Origin of the sequence: Micromonospora craterilacus, assembly GCF_003236315.1 — a bacterium.
Taxonomy (GTDB): domain Bacteria; phylum Actinomycetota; class Actinomycetes; order Mycobacteriales; family Micromonosporaceae; genus Micromonospora; species Micromonospora craterilacus.
Genome location: NZ_POTY01000052.1, coordinates 15,285 through 31,176 on the forward strand (window position 1 = coordinate 15,285; position 15,892 = coordinate 31,176).

The window sequence follows — 15,892 nt, forward strand, 5'->3', positions numbered from 1 at the left end:
ACAGGGTATCGAGCGGCGCGGGCCGGCCGTCCGGGCGGGCCGGTCAGAGCCGCTGGTACATGACGAGCAGGTCGACGTAACCCTCGGTGGGGTGGCGGAAGCCGTCCGGGATCCGGCCGACCACCTCGAAGCCGAGCGACCGCCACAGCGCCACCGCGCGGATGTTGGCCGCCACCACCGCGTTGAACTGCATCGCCCGGTAGCCGTCGGCGCGGGCCAGATCCAGCACGTACCCGCCGAGGGCCCGGCCGATCCCGCGTCCGGCCGCCCACGGGGCGACCATGAAGCTGGCGTTGGCGACGTGGTCGCCGGGGCCGAGCTGGTTGGGGGTCAGTTTCGCCGAGCCGAGCACGGTCCCGTCGGTGTCGACGGCGACCACCGTGCGGCCGGGCGGTGCCACCAGCCACATGTCCCGGGCCCGTGCCTCGTCGACATCGCGGGGCCAGGTGTAGGTGTCCCCGGTCGAGACGATCTCGCGCAGGAAGGGCCAGATGCCGGGCCAGTCCTCGACGGTCGCGATCCTGATCTCCATAGCCGCGAGCATGCCAGCCGCGTGCCGGGCGTGAGCCATCGGGCCGCCCGCCGCCGCAGGCCCGCTGAGCTGCTCGGCTGCGCCGGGTTACAGCAGGCCGGCGGCCATCGCGGTGGTGACCGCGGCCGTGCGGTCCGACACGTCGAGCTTGTTGAAGGTACGCAGCAGGTGGGTCTTCACCGTCGCCTCGCTGATGTGCAGCTGTCGACCGATCTCGGCGTTCGACAGCCCCTGGCCGACCAGCCGGAGCACCTCGACCTCCCGGGGGGACAGCGTCTCCCGGCCACCCGGCCGGCGGACCTGTTGCAGCAGCCGGGTGGCCACCGACGGCGCGAGCACCGTGCCGCCACGGGCGGCGGTGCGTACGGCGTTGATCAGGTCGGTCCGCGAGACGTCCTTGAGCAGGTAGCCGGCAGCGCCGGCCTCGACGGCGCGGAGGATGTCGGCGTCGGTCTCGTAGGTGGTGAGCACCACCACCCGGGTGGCCGGGGACTCGGCCAGGATCCGTGCGGTGGCGTTGACCCCGTCGCCGCCGGGCAGCCGCAGGTCCATCAGGACGACGTCGGGACGCCGGGCCCGGACGGCCGTCACCGCCTCGGCCGCGTCGCCGGCCTCGCCGACGATGTCGATGTCGTCGGCGCCGGCCAGCATGCCGGCCACGCCGGCGCGGACCACCGGGTGGTCGTCCACCAACAACACACTGATCATCGGTACGGCACCTCCACCCGGATCGTGGTCCCCTCGCCGGGTGTCGAGCGTACGACCACCGTGCCGTGCACCTGCTCGACCCGGGCCCGGATCCCGGTCAGGCCGTAGCCGTCGGTGCCGGCGCCGGGGTCGAACCCGACACCGTCGTCGGCCACCTCCAGCGTCACGCGGTCGTCGTCGGAATGCAGCAGCACGGCGACGGCACCCGCTTCGGCGTGTCGGCGGACGTTGGTCAGCGCCTCCTGCGCCGCGCGCAGCAGCACCACCTCCGTCGCCGTGCTCAGCGTCCGGCCGGCAGCCGGGCCCGAGGTACAGCTGACCGGCACGCCGGTCTCTCGGCTGAACCGCTCGGCGAGCCGGTGCAGCGCCTGCTCCAACGGGGATCCGGTGAGTTCGCCGGGGGTGAGGGCGGCGACCAGCGTACGCACGTCGACCAGGTTCTCCCGGGCGGTCTGCCGGGCCAGGTCGAGGTGTCGGCGGGCCTGTTCGGGAACGCGGTCGAGGTCGGCCTCGGCGGCCTGGATCAGCATCACCACGCTGGACAGGCCCTGCGCCACGGTGTCGTGGATGTCGGCGGCCAACCGCTGGCGCTCCGCGGCGATCCCCGCCCGGTGCGACAGCTCGGCCAGGTCCGCTCGGGTCCGCTCCAACTGGGCGATCAGCTCGGCGCGGCGAATGCTCTCGGTGACCGTGCGCTGCGACCAGACGCCCAGCACGCAGACCAGGAACACGATCATCAGCGCGATCAGCAGCGGCGCGACGATGTCGCCCAGGTCCGGCAGGCGGAACGCCAGGACGATGATGTGCACCGAGTGGAGCAGCACCACCGCGCCGATCGCCGGTGCCGCCGGCAGCACCATGAACACCTGCGGGCTGAGCACGAACAACAGGAACGACGCCGAGCCGGTGAGCAGCACCGCCGGCACGTAGAGCAGGGCGACGCCGGCCAGGTAGAGGTAGCCCCTCCAGTCCTCGATGGACTCGCGCATCAGCCGTCGGCCGAAGCCGACGTACCAGCCGGCCAGGGCGACGAAGAGCGCGACGCAGCCGATCCGGTTGGCCAGCGGACGCCACGCCTCGGCGGCCACCGCCGCGCCGACGCCGACGCTGGCCAGCGCGAAGTAGCTGTCCCAGAGCCGGAAACGCGTGGTCCACCCGTCGATGGCCGGGGCCGAAGCCGGGCCGGCGGCGGCCGGGCGGCTGGTTCCGCCGCCGGCCGACGCCGTCACCGGCCCGCTCACCGGCCGCGCCGGCCCTGCCAGCGGAAGGTGGTCAGACACAGCGCCATCCCTCCGATGCACCAGGCGGCGAGCACGAGCGCGATCCGGCCGTGCTCCCAGGAGGGTACGACCTCCTGCGGGAGGATGCTGTCGGGCAGGAACACCGAGCGGAAGCCCTGCGCCATCCACTTGAGCGGGAACAGCGAGCCGGCGGTGACCAGGGGTTCGGGCAGTTGCCCGACCGGGGTGTAGAAGACCCCGGAGATGAAGGCCAGCACCAGGTAGGGCAGGTTCATCACGGCACCGGCGCTGCGGGCCGAGCGGGCCAGGCTGCTGGCGGCGATGCCGACCAGCGCGCAGGCGGTGGCACCGAGCAGGAACACCCAGCCGAAGGTGAGCCAGCGGGTGGGATCGGTGGGCAGCGACAGGTCGAACCCGACGACCGCGACGCCGAGCAGCAGGACCGTTTCGCCGACGGTGACCACCAGCGCCATCAGTATCTTGCCGATGAAGTACGCCGACGGCGGCATGGGCGCCCCGCGCAGCCGGCGCAGGGTGCCGTCGTCGCGGTCGGTGGCGATGCCGGTGCCGAGGTTGATGAAGGTCGCCGAGGCCACCCCGGCGGCGATCATGCTCGGCGCGAGGTACTGGGCGGAGGTCACGTCGCTGCCCGGGTACACCCCGTCGAAGATCGACCCGAGCAGGGTGAGGATCACCGCCGGCATGGCGAAGGTGAACACCACCGCGTCGCGCTCCCGGAAGAAGGTCTTCAGCTCGACGGTCGCGCGGTGCAGCCCGAGCCGGGCGGCGGACGGGCGGCGGGGTGCGGTGCGGTCGGCGGTGGCGGTCACGACGCTGCTCCGATCAGGTCCAGGTACACGTCCTCGAGGCTCGGTCGGCTGACGGTCAGCCCCGGTACGGCGCCGCCGTAGCGGCGGGTCAGCGTCGCGACGAGGGCGGCCGGGTCGTCGGTCTCCTGCCGGCCGTCGGCCCAGCGCACCACGGTGCGGGCGGTGGCCCGCCCGCCCAGGGTGGCCGGGGTGCCGTCGGCGACGATCTGGCCGCCGACGATCACCGCCACCCGGTCGGCCAGCGCCTCGGCCTCCTCGAGGTAGTGGGTGGAGAGCAGGATGGTGCAGCCCTCGTCACCGGCCAGCTGCCGGATCAGGGCCCAGAACTGCCGGCGGGCCTGCGGGTCGAAACCGGTCGTCGGCTCGTCGAGGAAGAGCAGCCGGGGGCGGCCCACCACGCCGATGGCCACGTCCAGGCGGCGGCGTTGGCCGCCGGAGAGGGTACGGATCCGGGCCGTGGCCTTGCCGGTGAGGCCGACCAGCTCGACGACCTCCCGCGGATCGCGGGCGTTCGGGTAGTAGTGCGCGAAGTGGCCGACGGCCTCCCGGACGGTCAGCTCCGTCAGGTCGGCGCCGTCCTGGGTGACGATGCCGATCCGGGCCCGCCAGTCCAGGCCGGCGCGGGCCGGGTCGCGACCGAGCACGCTCACCTCACCGGCGTCGCGGTCGCGGTGGCCCTCCAGGATCTCGATGGTGCTGGTCTTGCCGGCGCCGTTGGGGCCGAGCAGGGCCACCACCTCACCGGCGGCAACGTCCAGGTCGACGCCGGCGACGGCGACGGTGTCGCCGTACGTCTTGCGTAGTCCGCGTACGCGGACGGCGGGGGTGTCGGTCATGGCTCGATCGTCGGCCGGCACCGGTGGGGTGCGGGACGACCGGTGGACGGAACCGGGCTGTCCGTCGATCGGTGGACAGACCGGCCGTTTGCCGGTGTGGGCACCGGGTAGTCGCCGAAGCTGGCCCGAATCAGGAAGGACATGCGATGGCGGCACAGGTCAAGGTGGCGGTGATCTACTACAGCGCGACCGGCATCACTTACCAGATGGCCCAGGCGGCCTGCGAGGCCGCCGGTGAAGCGGGCGCGGACGTCCGGTTGCGCAAGGTGCGGGAGCTGGCACCGGACGAGGCGATCCGGTCCAACTCGGGTTGGGAGGCGCACCGGCTGGAGACCCAGGACATCGACGAGGCGCAGCCGGACGACCTGAGCTGGGCCGACGTGGTGATCTTCGGCTCGCCGACCCGGTACGGGTTGGTCGCCGCCCAGCTCAAGCAGTTCATCGACACCACCGGCCCGCTGTGGGCGCAGGGGGCGTTGGCCAACAAGGTGTACTCGGCCTTCACCTCCACCGCGACCCAGCACGGCGGGCAGGAGTCGACGCTGCTGTCGTTGTTCCACGTCTTCTACCACTGGGGCGGGATCGTGGTCACCCCCGGCTACACCGACCCGAGCCAGTTCGTCGCCGGCAACCCGTACGGCGCGTCGCACACGAGCAACAACGGCGACACCGCCCCGGACCACGTCGCCCTGTCGGCGACCGCGCTGACGGCCAAGCGCGCGGTGCAGATCGGCGGCGCGCTCAAGCAGGGCCTGTCCGGCTGAGCAATGGCGACGCCGCTTCGCGGGCTGCCCGCCCTGTCGTTACGCCCGCCCTGTTGTTAAGAAGGGCCCTTCCTTACCGGGACCGGCGGCCCGGGCGGGGGCTCTCATACCCGCCCGGACCGCCGGCCGTCCACAGCGCTACCCCGGATCGGCCCGACTATGCCTGCGCGGTGGTGGACAACTCCCCGGCCGGTGCCGGCAGCAGCTCCCGCAGCAGGTCGGCCAGGACCGGCACGCCGTCCGGGCTGAGCACCGACTCAGGGTGGAACTGCACCCCGGCGAAACCGCGGCCGCGCAGCGCGTGCACCGCGCCGTCGGCCACGTCGCGGGCGAGTTCGACCGGGCCGTACGGGCTGTCCTGGCGGTCGGCGGCGGCGCGGGCGGTGAAGGTGGAGTAGAAGCCCACCCGTCGCGGCTCGCCGAACAGCGTGACCGTCCGTTGCGTCCCCTGGTATGGCGCGTCACGGCGGTGCACGGGCAGCCCGAGCAGGCCGGCGAGGAGCTGATGGCCGAGGCAGACGGCGAGCGTCGGCTGCCCGCCCTCCAACAACCCGGTGAGCAGGGTACGCAGGGTGGTCATCTTCGGGATGTCGCTGTTCGGGTCACCCGGCCCCGGCCCGACCACCACCAGGTCGTACCCGGACACCGGCCCGGCAGCGTGCCACGGCCGGACGGTCACCGCCAACCCCAGCGCGCCCAGCTGATGGGCCAGCATGCCGGTGAAGGTGTCCTCGCCGTCCACGATCAGGGCCCGGCGGCCGGCCAGGCCGGGCAGCGCGAGCGTCCCCGGCGGGCGCTGGTCCAGCCAGAACCGGGCCAGCGGGGCGTTGCGGGCGGCCAGCGCGGCCCGGACCTGCGGGTCGTCGGCGAGGCGGTGCGCCGGCCGGGGGCCGGCGTCCGGCGCCTGCGGCCCCAGGCCGAGGGCGGCCAGCACCCCGGCGGCCTTCGCGTGGGTCTCGGCCACCTCGGCGGCGGGCGTGGAGTGGCGCACCAGGGTCGCCCCGACCGGCACCCGCAGTTCGCCGGTCGGCGTGATCTCGGCGGTACGGATGAGGATCGGCGCGTCGAGCGTCTGCCGGCCGGTCTGGTCGTGACCGAGCAGGGCCAGCACCCCGGCGTAGTAGCGGCGGCCGGTGCGTTCGTGCCGGGCGATCACGCGGCAGGCGTTCTCCATCGGGCTGCCGGTCACCGTCGGCGCGAACATCGTCTCCCGCAGCACGTCGCGGACGTCCTTCGAACCGCGCCCGGCGAGCAGGTACTCGGTGTGCGCCAGGTGGGACATCTCCTTCAGGTACGGCCCGACCACCTGCCCGCCCTGCTCGGCCACCGTGGCCATCATCTTCAGCTCCTCGTCGAGGACCATGTACAGCTCCTCGATCTCCTTGCTGTCGGCGAGGAAACGCAGCAGCGCGGCCCGGTCCGCGGTCGCCCCGGTGTGCCGGAAGGTGCCGCTGATCGGGTTCATCATCACCAGGCCGTCGTCGACGCTGACGTGCCGCTCAGGGCTGGCGCCGACCAGGGTGCGCGCCCCGGTGTGCACCACGAACGTCCAGTACGCCCCGCGCTCGCGCAGCAGCAGTGACCGCAGTGCGGCCAGCGCGGCGGTCAGCGGTGGGCCCTGCACCCGGGCGTGCATGGTGCGGTGGATGACGAAGTTGGCGCCCTCGCCGTGGCCGATCTCCTCGGTGAGCACCCGGGCGACGACGGCGGCGTACTCGTCGTCGGTGATGTCGAAGGCCGCGTCGGTGGTGCGGACCGGGCCCTCGGGCAGGGCGTCGATGGCCGCGGCCAGCGGCAGCCGGAGGTGGCGGTCGATGCGCAGGCACTCCAGCGGCACGCCGTCGTCGACACAGGCGAAGCCGCGCTCGGTGACCTGCCGGTACGGCACCACGGCCAGCGTCGCGGGGCCGGGCCGCCCGGCGGGCAGCGGGAGGTCGGCGAGCCGCTCGACGCTGCCCACCGGGCCGGTGAACAGGTCGAGATGGTCGGCGCCGTCGCGGCGTACCAGCGCGAACGGGCCGGGGTCGGCGCCGGCGGCGAGCGCGGCGAGCAGGTCGGTCAGCGGTGTCATCGGTCTCCTCGGTGCCGGGGTGCCGCCGTCGGGGGCGGCCCACGGGCCGGGAAGTGACCGGCGGCCGCCTCGTCGGGCGGCCGCGTGGGAAAGCTACGCGCGGGGGATGGCCGCCGGGTCGGCGGGCCACCAGCAGGACAGTCGCGCGTGCATGCGACCACCCTACGCGGCGGGTGAGCGACGCGGAAGCCGATCGGCGTACCCGCGTGCGCGGCGGCGTCCCGGTGCCGGGGACAGCCGATATGTTGACCCGCGATGAGCATTCTCGCGCTGGACCTGGGCACCTCCTCGGTGCGCGGGCTCGTGCTGGACGGCGAGGCCCGGCCACTGCCGGGCGCGCTGGCGCGGCGCGGGGTGGTGCTGACCGTCGGCGACGACGGCACGGGCACGCTCGACGCCGTCGGCTACCTGGCCTGCCTCGCCGAGTGTCTGGACGAGCTGAACGAGCAGGGCCGGCTGCGCGAGGTGGAGCTGGTGGCGGTCAGCGCGCAGTGGCACTCGGTGGTGCCGCTCGGCGTGGACGGCGAACCGCTCGGACCGGTGCTCACCTGGCTGGACACCCGGCCCGAGCCGCCCGCGACGCAGGCTGGCCCGGCCGACCCGGACGCCTTCCACCAGCGCACCGGCACCTGGTGGCACCGCTGCTACTGGTCGATGCGGCTGCCCTGGCTGCGCGCCCACACCGGCACCCGGGTGGCCCGTTTCGTCGGGCTGGTCGAGTTCGTGCTGGGGCGGCTGCTCGTCGAGGCGCCGATGTCGGTCTCTCAGGCGTCCGGCACCGGGCTGCTGGATCTGCACACTCTCGACTGGGACGCGGAGGCCCGCGCGCTGGCCGGTGCCCGGGTCGAGGAGCTGCCCGAGCTGGCATCGCGGGACTGGCAGGGCCGGCTGCGCGTCGAACACGCCCGGCGGTGGCCCGCCCTGGCCCGGGCGGGGTGGGCGGCTCCGGTCGGCGACGGCGCCGCCTCCAACGTCGGCTCCGGCTGCGTCGACCACACCCGGGCGGCGGTGACCGTCGGCACCTCGTCGGCGGTGCGACTGCTGCAACGGATGCCCGCCCCCGCCGGGCTGACGCCGCTGCCGCAGCGGCTGTGGCGCTACCGCGTCGACCACGACCACGTGGTCACCGGGGCGGCGTACTCCTCCGGCGGGAACCTGTTCGCCTGGGCGAAACGGGAGCTGCGGCTGCCCGACGGAGCGGCCCTGGACGCGGCCCTGGCCCAGATCCCGCCCGACGCCACCCGGCCGGCGAACGTCCGCTTCGGCGGTGACCGGCCGCCGGGCAGCCACCGCGCCGGCTCCGGCGAGCTGCGCGGGCTGGGTTTCGCCAGCACCGCGGTGGAGATGCTGGCCGGGCTGATGCACGGGGTGTGCGAGCTGGTCGCCGACGATCTGGCGGTGCTGGAGTCCACGGTCGGGCAGCCGGTGGAGGTGATCCTCGGCGGCGGTGCGATGGCGGCGTCACCGTGGTGGCGCGGGGCGTTCGCCGAGGTGTTGGCCCCGCGGCGGGTGGCGTTCCAACGCAGTCCCGAGATCGGGGCGACCGGGGCGGCGCTGGTGGTCACGGGCCGTATCGCCGACGCCCGAGCGCTGGCCGACATCGGCCGGACGGATGATCAAGCCTCGCCGACCACGGCATAGGGTGGCGACCAGCAGTCCCTTCCTGAACCCTTCGTAAGGGCAGGGCGTTGACACTGCTCCACGGCCTGGTTGGATGGACCGCGCTCCCCGGGTCGCGGCGGACGCGTGCGGAGGAGGAACCTGTGGGTGTAGGAGCGGACCAGGCGCGCGGGGTGTCGCAGCACCGCCGGCGTCGGTTCGACGTCCGGGTGGTGCCACACCGGCGTCGCTCCCCCCTGCGCCTACAGGACTGGCGGATGCGCACCAAGCTGGCCACGGTGCTGGTCATCCCGTCGGTCGCCTTCCTGGTCCTGGCCGGGGTGCAGACCCAGAGCCTGGTCAGTCGGGCCAGCACGCTGGGCAACTTCGCCGCCCAGGTCGGCATCGGGCGGGAGATCACCCAGCTGGTCCACCGGTTGCAGCAGGAGCGCGACCGTACGGCCGGTGAACTGGCCACGCTGCGCGCCGCGAAGAGCGACGACGAGAGCGAAAAGGTGCTGGCCGGCCTGCAGCCGTACCGGGACGCCGCGGACCAGGCGGCGGAGACCCTGCGTCAGGCGGCCGGGCCGCTGTCCGACGCCGACGCCTCGTGGCGCAACACGTACGTGGTGGCCGCGCAGGCGTACCAGCAGATCGGGTACATCCGCAACGTCATGGCCACCGTGGTGCTGAGCGACGACACCATCCTCGGCAACTACCACCGGGCGGTCGACGCGCTGCTGACCCTGCTGGCGCTGCCGTCACCCGGTGCGGAGCGGCCGGAGTTGTCCGACGCGGTGCTGCGGTACGTGCAGTTCGCCCGGGCCAAGGAGTTGTCGTCCCGGGTACGGGCGGAGTTGTACGCGGTGGCCCGGGCCGGCCGTTTCGACCGCCAGGACGCCGGGCAGCTGACCGACCTGCGGGCGCGGCAGCTCACCGCGCTGGGCTCGTTCCGGATCGCCGCGAGCAGTGCGCAGGTGGCCCGCTACGACCAGATGAGCCAGGACCCGGCCTTCGTCACCGCCGCCCGGATGGAGGAGCGGGCGCTGACGGCGAGCCGGCCGACGGTGCCGTCCGCGACACAGTGGTGGGACGCCAGCGAGGAACGGCACGAACTGCTGCGGCAGTTCGAGTCCGAGGTGCTGGACACCTCGGCGCGTCAGGCCGACAAGGCCAGCAGCACCCAGCTGCGCGAGACGCTGCTGGTGGTCGGTGTGATCATCTCGGTGCTGCTGGTGGCGGTGCTGATCTCGGTGCTGATCGGTCGGTCGCTGGCCCGGTCGATCCGGCTGCTGCGGTCGCAGGCGTTGCGGATCGCGCAGATCGAGCTGCCCGAGGCGCTGGCCAGGCTGCGGTCGGTCTCCGGCGGCGTACCCCAGATGGAGGTCGCACCGGCGGTGGTGCGGTCCCTGGACGAGATCGGTGAGCTGGCCGAGGCGTTCGTCGCGGTGCACCGCAGCGCGGTCGGTGTGGCGGTCGACCAGGCGAACATGCGACGCAACGTGAACGCGATGTTCGTCAACCTCGCCCGACGCAGTCAGGTGCTGGTGGAGCGGCAGTTGGAGCTGCTCGACGACCTGGAGCGGGAGGAGGGCGACCCCGACCAGCTGGAGAACCTGTTCAAGCTGGACCACCTCGCCGCGCGTATGCGCCGTAACGACGAGAGCCTGCTGGTGCTGGCCGGCACCGAGTCGACCCGCCGGTGGAACCGTCCGGTCGGGTTGAGCGCCGCGCTGCTGGCGGCCAGCGCCGAGATCGAGCAGTACCAGCGGGTGCGGCACGAGGCGGTCGCCGACCTGCATGTCGTCGGGCACGCCGTGGGCGAACTGGTGCACCTGCTCGCCGAGCTGCTGGAGAACGCCACCGCGTTCTCGCGGCCGGACACCGTCGTGCAGGTGATGGCCCGCGCCGAGGGCGTCGGTGCGGTGATCGAGATCGCCGACCAGGGCCTGGGCATGAGTCCGGCGGCGTTGGCCGAGGCGAACGCCGTGCTGGCCCAACCGCCGGCCGCGGATGTGGCGACGGTCGAGCGGATGGGTCTGTTCGTGGTCAGCCATCTGGCCGCCCGGCACCGCATCGAGGTCCGGCTGCACGGTGGCGCCGGCGGCCTGGTGGCCCGGGTCAAGCTGCCCGGCGCGCTGCTGGCCGCGGCACCGCCGCCGAGCCTGGACCCGCCGCCGTCGCCGCGGGTGCTGCCGGCCGCGGCACCTCGGCTGGGTGCGCCGAGGAACCCGGGTCCGGCGGACCTGCCGGTGGCTGGCCGGCGGCCGATCACGGTGCCCCGCCAGGCCCACGCGGTGCCGGTCCGCGCGGAGGACGTGCTCGCGTCGGCGGCGATGCCGGCGACCGGTGGCGGCTGGTGGTCCCGGGAGGGACCGTCGTCGGCCGTGCCGGCGACGGGTGCCGGGATGCCGGTGCCGCCGGCGGTGCCGGTGACCGCCGGAACGAACGACCGGGGTCTGCCGGTACGGGTCCCGATGGCGCAGCTGAGCGCCGTGACCCAGCCGGCCCGTCCCGAGCAGCAGCCGGCCCGACACGACCCGGACCCGGACGCGGTCGGCGGCATGTTGTCGAGGCTGTACAGCGGCGTTCGGCGGGCCGAGGCTGAGGAGACGACCGAGATACCCGTGCCACCGCCGGGAGTATGGAGCGAAGGGGGACACAAGTGACGACGTTGTCTCAGGAGGCCCGGGACCTGAGCTGGCTGGTCAGCGGGTTCGCGGAGCGGGTGCCGGGAGTGGCGCACGCGGTGGTGGTCTCCACCGACGGGCTGCTGGTCGCGATCTCCGACCACCTGCCCCGGGACCACGCCGACAAGCTCGCCGCGGTGACCTCCGGTCTGATGAGCATCACCGCGGGCGCCGCGCAGATGTTCGACGGTGACGTGGTCAAGCAGACCGTGGTCGAGATGGGGCGCGGCTACTTCCTGGTGATGCAGATCCGCGACGGTTCGATCCTGGCCACGCTCGCTGCGGCGGACGCGGACATCGGCGTGGTGGGCTACGAGATGGCCCGGCTGGCCAAGCAGGCAGGGGAGATGCTGACCCCGGCGCTGCGGGCCGAGCTGCAGCAGGCCCTACCCCGCTGATTGGTCACGGCCCGTCGAGGTTGACGGGGCCGGTGCCCGGCGTCGCCTCGGCACGCCACCCGCCCCGATCGGGCCCAAGTCCTTGCTGCGACCGCCGACGAAGGCCGCCGCCCGCTGACCGCCGGTGGTCAGCGGGCGCGAAGGCCGTCCAACAGGCGGGCGAGCGCGGCCCAGGTCTGCTCCAGCGCGGTTGAGCTGGTCGTCGTGGCGAGCCACAGCGCCGCCTCGTTCATCGCGCCCGAGAGCAGATGGGCCAGCGGCTCGACCGGCTGCGGCGGGATCGCCCCGTCCGCGACCAGGTCGGCGAGCGCCTTGGCGAGGTGATGTGCGGAAGCCGCCTCGTCCAAGGCGCGCCATTCGGCCCAGCCCAGCACGGCCGGCCCGTCGATCAGCATGATCTGCTGGACCTCCGGTGCGGTGCTCGCGGTGAGGAACGCCCGGCACCCCGCCGAGAGTCGCGCCCATGAGTCGTCGTGTGCCTCGGCGGCGGCGACGACCTGCTCGGCCACCTCCTGCTGCACCTGCTCCAGCACCGCCCGGAAGACGTCGGCCTTGCTGTCGAAGTGGTGGTACAGCGCTCCCTTGGTCACGCCGGCGGCGGCGACGATCTGCGAGAGGCCGACCGCGCCGTACCCCAGCGTCGCGAACAACTGCCGGCTCTCGCGCACCAGCGCCTGCCGGGTCTGCTCCCGCTGCTCCGCCCGCCGCATCCGCCGTCGCCCCCGCCTGCATCACCGTTGACATACCGATGGTACGCCAATAGTGTCCATTCACATACCGCTGGTATGCGAATGGAGTCATCGTGCAACTGACCAGCTTCTACCCGGTGATCTGCACGTCGCGGCTGAAGGAGTCGCACGCGTTCTACGCTGAGTGGTTCGGCTTCGAGACCACGTTCGAGGCGGACTGGTACGTGAGCCTGCGTCGCCCGGGCCCACCGCCGTACGAACTCGCCCTCCTGGACCACACCCATCCGACGATCCCGGACGGCTTCCGGCGGCCGGTTGGCGGACTGCTGCTCAACTTCGAGGTGTCCGACGTGGACGCCCAGTGGCACCGCCTCGTCGTTGACGGCGGGCTGCGAGCCGAGCTTGAGCTACGCAGCGAGGACTTCGGGCAGCGACACTTCATCGTGGCCGACCCCAACGGCGTGCTGATCGACGTCATCACGCCGATCGAGCCCACCGGCAACTACGCCGAGCAGTACGCCGACCGTTAGCGCGTCCACGCCGCGACGGCGGCGACCGTGCAGGTGACCGGCCACCTGAACGACGCCGGGCACCGGCCTGCCGCGCGGGTGGCGAGCCGGGTCGGAGGTGCTGATGCCGGTGTCGAAGTCCCTGCCCGGTCGTCGCCTGGCCTCCGCCTCGGCTCGACCGAGGACCGTGACACAGGCTCTAGTGGAGGCCGAGGGCACCCGGCGCGGTGGGGCGGGAGGCGAGCCACCAGGCGGCGGTGGCGGCGACCGCGACGACGGCGCTGAACACGAACGGTGCCTCGATGCCGGCCCGGGCGGCCAGCACGCCACCGGTCAGCGCGCCCAACGCGGTGCAGCTGTAGGTGACCAGCCGGGCGGCGGCGACCACCCGGCCGAGCAGGCCGCCGGGCACGAGTCGTTGGCGTACGGACAGCGCGGCGACGTTGAGGACCGCGAACGCCGCGCTGGTGGAGACCACCACGGCCACGGCGGCGGCGCGGTTGGGCGTCACGGCCAGCAGGATCGGTACCCCTGCGGTGGCCGCCATCGACCAGGTGAGCACCGGTCGGTGACGGAACCGGGCGATCAGCCGGTCGGCGGTGAACGAGCCGATCAGGCCGCCGACCGCGCCGGTGGCCAGGAGCAGGCCGAAGCCGAGGGCGCCGAGGCCGAGGGCGTCGCGGGCGTAGAGCACGAAGATCGTGAACCAGGCGCTGTCGGCAGCGGCGACCGCGGCGCCGACCAGCACCAGCGTACGCAGCATGGGCTGGCGGGCGAGCCAGCGCAGGCCGGCCAGGAGCCCGTCGCCGCCGGTCGGGCCGGGCGCGTCGGTGGCCTGCCGGGTGGCTCGGTGGGCCAGGCTCAGCGGCAGCGAGAGTACGAGCATCACGGCCAGGGCGAGGGTGGCGCCGTTGACGGCGAACGGGATGGCGGCGCCGACGACGAACAGCAGGGCGCCCACGGGCGGGCCGACGAACTCGTTGCCGACGATCTCACCGGCGACCAGCCGTCCGTTGGCCTTCTCCAGTTGGGCGTCGGGGACGAGCCGGGGTACGGCGGTCTGGGCGGCGGTGTCGCGGATGGTCTCGCCGACGCCGAGCAGGAACGCGGCCGTGACGACTAGGGCGATGGTGGCCCAGCCCAGGGCAACCGCGGTGGCGAGGGTGGCCAGCACGACGACCCGCCCGGCGTCGGCGGCGGCGAGCAGCGTGCGGGCGCCGCGGCGGTCGGCGAGGACCCCGGCGAGCAGGCCGGAGACGAGCCAGGGCAGGAACTGGGCGGCGGCGACGGCGGCCACGGCGAGCGGATCGTCGGTGAGCGCGGCGGCCAGCAGCGGGAACGCGGCTACCCGGATGCCGTCGCCGAGGTTGGCCAGTGCCGCCGCGCTCCAGAAGGTCCAGAACGGCCGGCCCAACGGGGTGCGATCGACCATGCGGACGAATCTAGAGGACAGGGCGTCCGCGTCGGGAATGCCCTGGTCGGTGTCGGGACCATCGCCTGCCGGTCTTCCCCCGACGGCAGTTGACGACCGGTCTTCCCCCGACGGCGGGTGACGACCGGCTGTGGTGGCGGCCCGCTCGCCGGCGGCCAGATGGTCCGCCGGCGAGCGGGGTGCGGTGTGGGGCGACCAGCCGGGCCGCGCTCGCCGGGTGTTAAAAGGGGCCCCTTCCTCTACGCCAGGCGTTAAAAGGGGCCCTTCCTTGCACCTCAGACGGTGTTGTCGGCGATGACCTGGCGGTACCAGTGGGCGCTGCGCTTGAGCACCCGTCGCTGGGTGGGGTAGTCGATGTAGATCAGACCCCAGCGCTGGTCGTAGCCTTCGGCCCACTCGAAGTTGTCGAGCAGGGACCAGACGTGGAAGCTCTCCAGCGGCACCCCGTCGGCGATGGCACGGTGGGCGGCGGCGAGGTGGTCGCGCAGGAAGGTGACCCGCCCGGTGTCCTCGACCGTGCCGTCGGCGGCGAGCACGTCGGGGGTGGGCAGGCCGTTCTCGGTGACGGTGAGTGGGATCGGTCCGTAGTCGCGGGTGATGCGGGTCAGGATGTCGTACATCCCGTCCGGGTAGATCTGCTGCCAGCTGGCCTCGGAGGTGGGCCAGCGGCGGACGGTGCCGCCGGAGGCGGTGACGTAGATCGGGGTGTAGTACTGCACGGCCAGCAGGTCGACGGGGGCGGAGATGATTTTGAGGTCGCCGTCGCGGATGCCGCGGACCATCCGGCTGTTCGGCCCGAGGTCGGCCAGCACGTCGTCGGGGTAGCTGCCCTTGAGTGCCGAGTCGAGGTAGAGGCGGTTCTCGTAGCCGTCGTACAGTCGGGTGGCCTCGGCGGCCTCGGTGGAGTCGTCGGCGGGGTAGCACGGGTGCAGGTTGAAGGCCGGGCCGATGCGACCGGTGCCGCCGCTCGCGCGCAGCGCCTGCACGGCGAGGCCGTGGGCGAGTTGCAGGTGGTGGGCGACGAGGTAGGCGGCGTCCGGGTCCTGCCGCCCGGGGGCGTGGTGGCCGGTGAGGTAGCCGTTCTGCACCACGGTCTTGGGTTCGTTGATGGTCAGCCAGACCGGCACCCGGTCGCCGAGGGCGGCGAAGACGATGTCGGCGTAGTCTGCGAAGCGGTTGGCGACGTCGCGGGACTCCCAACCACCGGCGTCCTGCAGGGTCTGCGGCAGGTCCCAGTGGAACAGGGTGGCCATCGGGGCGATGCCGCGCTCGTGCAGGCCGTCGACCAGGCGACGGTAGAAGTCGAGGCCGCGTTGGTTGGCGGCGCCGGTGCCGTCGGGCTGGATGCGCGGCCAGGAGATGGAGAACCGGTAGCTGCGCAGCCCCAGGTCGCGCATCAGATCGAGGTCTTCGGCATAGCGGTGGTAGTGGTCGGCGGCGACGTCGCCGGTGTCGCCGTTGCGGGTGCGCCGCTGTTCCTGCTTTACGACCACAGTTGGCGCCCGGAGGGGTTGGACACCCCGGAGGCCGCGCTCGCCGAGGCGTACCGCACCGGGATCGTCTGCACCGACGAGTTCCTGCTGCACCCCGACC

13 protein-coding genes and 2 pseudogenes are annotated in these 15,892 nt (G+C 73.4%); 6 read left to right on the forward strand and 9 right to left on the reverse strand.

Annotated features, from left to right (window positions below; genetic code table 11):
• Window positions 1-43: 43 nt before the first annotated feature.
• From C1I95_RS11055 to C1I95_RS11075, 5 genes are all read right to left on the reverse strand, one after another.
• Entirely contained in the window at window positions 44-532 is a 489-nt protein-coding gene (locus C1I95_RS11055; RefSeq protein ID WP_199523696.1) for a GNAT family N-acetyltransferase, read from the reverse strand.
• An 87-nt stretch (window positions 533-619) separates the two neighbouring features.
• A complete protein-coding gene (locus C1I95_RS11060; protein WP_111213706.1) occupies window positions 620-1,240 on the reverse strand; it encodes a response regulator in 621 nt (206 codons plus the stop codon).
• Window positions 1,237-2,520 (reverse strand): sensor histidine kinase, encoded by a 1,284-nt coding sequence (locus C1I95_RS11065; protein ID WP_111213707.1) that lies wholly within the window; start codon window positions 2,518-2,520, stop codon window positions 1,237-1,239. Before C1I95_RS11065 ends, C1I95_RS11060 begins: the two co-directional genes overlap by 4 nt.
• A complete protein-coding gene (locus C1I95_RS11070; RefSeq protein WP_233513531.1) occupies window positions 2,478-3,311 on the reverse strand; it encodes an ABC transporter permease in 834 nt (277 codons plus the stop codon). Before C1I95_RS11070 ends, C1I95_RS11065 begins: the two co-directional genes overlap by 43 nt.
• Entirely contained in the window at window positions 3,308-4,147 is an 840-nt protein-coding gene (locus C1I95_RS11075) for an ABC transporter ATP-binding protein (protein WP_111213721.1), read from the reverse strand. Before C1I95_RS11075 ends, C1I95_RS11070 begins: the two co-directional genes overlap by 4 nt.
• A gap of 146 nt (window positions 4,148-4,293) precedes the next feature.
• On the opposite strand from C1I95_RS11075, the gene wrbA reads away from it, so the two are divergent.
• Window positions 4,294-4,911: an NAD(P)H:quinone oxidoreductase gene (wrbA, locus tag C1I95_RS11080; protein ID WP_111213708.1), complete on the forward strand. Its 618-nt coding sequence runs from the start codon at window positions 4,294-4,296 to the stop codon at window positions 4,909-4,911.
• A gap of 157 nt (window positions 4,912-5,068) precedes the next feature.
• Here wrbA and C1I95_RS11085 read toward each other — a convergent pair whose 3' ends face one another.
• Window positions 5,069-6,982 carry an anthranilate synthase family protein gene (locus C1I95_RS11085; RefSeq protein WP_111213709.1) on the reverse strand — a complete coding sequence of 638 codons (1,914 nt, stop codon included), beginning with the start codon at window positions 6,980-6,982 and terminating at the stop codon, window positions 5,069-5,071.
• Between the two features lie 255 nt (window positions 6,983-7,237).
• Between C1I95_RS11085 and C1I95_RS11090 the strand changes: the two genes are divergently transcribed.
• The 3 genes from C1I95_RS11090 (at window position 7,238) to C1I95_RS11100 (ending at window position 11,669) form a co-directional block, all read left to right on the forward strand.
• A complete protein-coding gene (locus C1I95_RS11090) occupies window positions 7,238-8,623 on the forward strand; it encodes an FGGY family carbohydrate kinase (protein ID WP_111213710.1) in 1,386 nt (461 codons plus the stop codon).
• A gap of 122 nt (window positions 8,624-8,745) precedes the next feature.
• Window positions 8,746-11,250, forward strand: a complete 2,505-nt coding sequence (locus tag C1I95_RS11095) for a sensor histidine kinase (RefSeq protein WP_233513535.1) — start codon at window positions 8,746-8,748, stop codon at window positions 11,248-11,250.
• Window positions 11,226-11,669 (forward strand): roadblock/LC7 domain-containing protein, encoded by a 444-nt coding sequence (locus tag C1I95_RS11100; protein WP_267900692.1) that lies wholly within the window; start codon window positions 11,226-11,228, stop codon window positions 11,667-11,669. Before C1I95_RS11095 ends, C1I95_RS11100 begins: the two co-directional genes overlap by 25 nt.
• A gap of 128 nt (window positions 11,670-11,797) precedes the next feature.
• Here C1I95_RS11100 and C1I95_RS11105 read toward each other — a convergent pair whose 3' ends face one another.
• A complete protein-coding gene (locus tag C1I95_RS11105; RefSeq protein ID WP_111213713.1) occupies window positions 11,798-12,379 on the reverse strand; it encodes a TetR/AcrR family transcriptional regulator in 582 nt (193 codons plus the stop codon).
• Window positions 12,380-12,471: 92 nt separating this feature from the next.
• Between C1I95_RS11105 and C1I95_RS11110 the strand changes: the two genes are divergently transcribed.
• The gene (locus C1I95_RS11110) at window positions 12,472-12,888 is read left to right on the forward strand and encodes a VOC family protein (protein WP_111213714.1); all 417 of its coding nucleotides are present in this window, start codon (window positions 12,472-12,474) and stop codon (window positions 12,886-12,888) included.
• Between the two features lie 178 nt (window positions 12,889-13,066).
• On the opposite strand, the gene C1I95_RS11115 is transcribed toward C1I95_RS11110, so the two are convergent.
• Window positions 13,067-14,299 carry an MFS transporter gene (locus C1I95_RS11115; RefSeq protein ID WP_111213715.1) on the reverse strand — a complete coding sequence of 411 codons (1,233 nt, stop codon included), beginning with the start codon at window positions 14,297-14,299 and terminating at the stop codon, window positions 13,067-13,069.
• A 275-nt stretch (window positions 14,300-14,574) separates the two neighbouring features.
• Window positions 14,575-15,768: pseudogene (locus tag C1I95_RS11120) on the reverse strand (GH1 family beta-glucosidase); the annotation flags it as partial.
• On the opposite strand from C1I95_RS11120, the pseudogene C1I95_RS11125 reads away from it, so the two are divergent.
• Window positions 15,757-15,892 (forward strand): annotated as a pseudogene (locus C1I95_RS11125) (metallophosphoesterase); the annotation flags it as partial. The pseudogenes C1I95_RS11120 and C1I95_RS11125 sit on opposite strands and share 12 nt — an antisense overlap.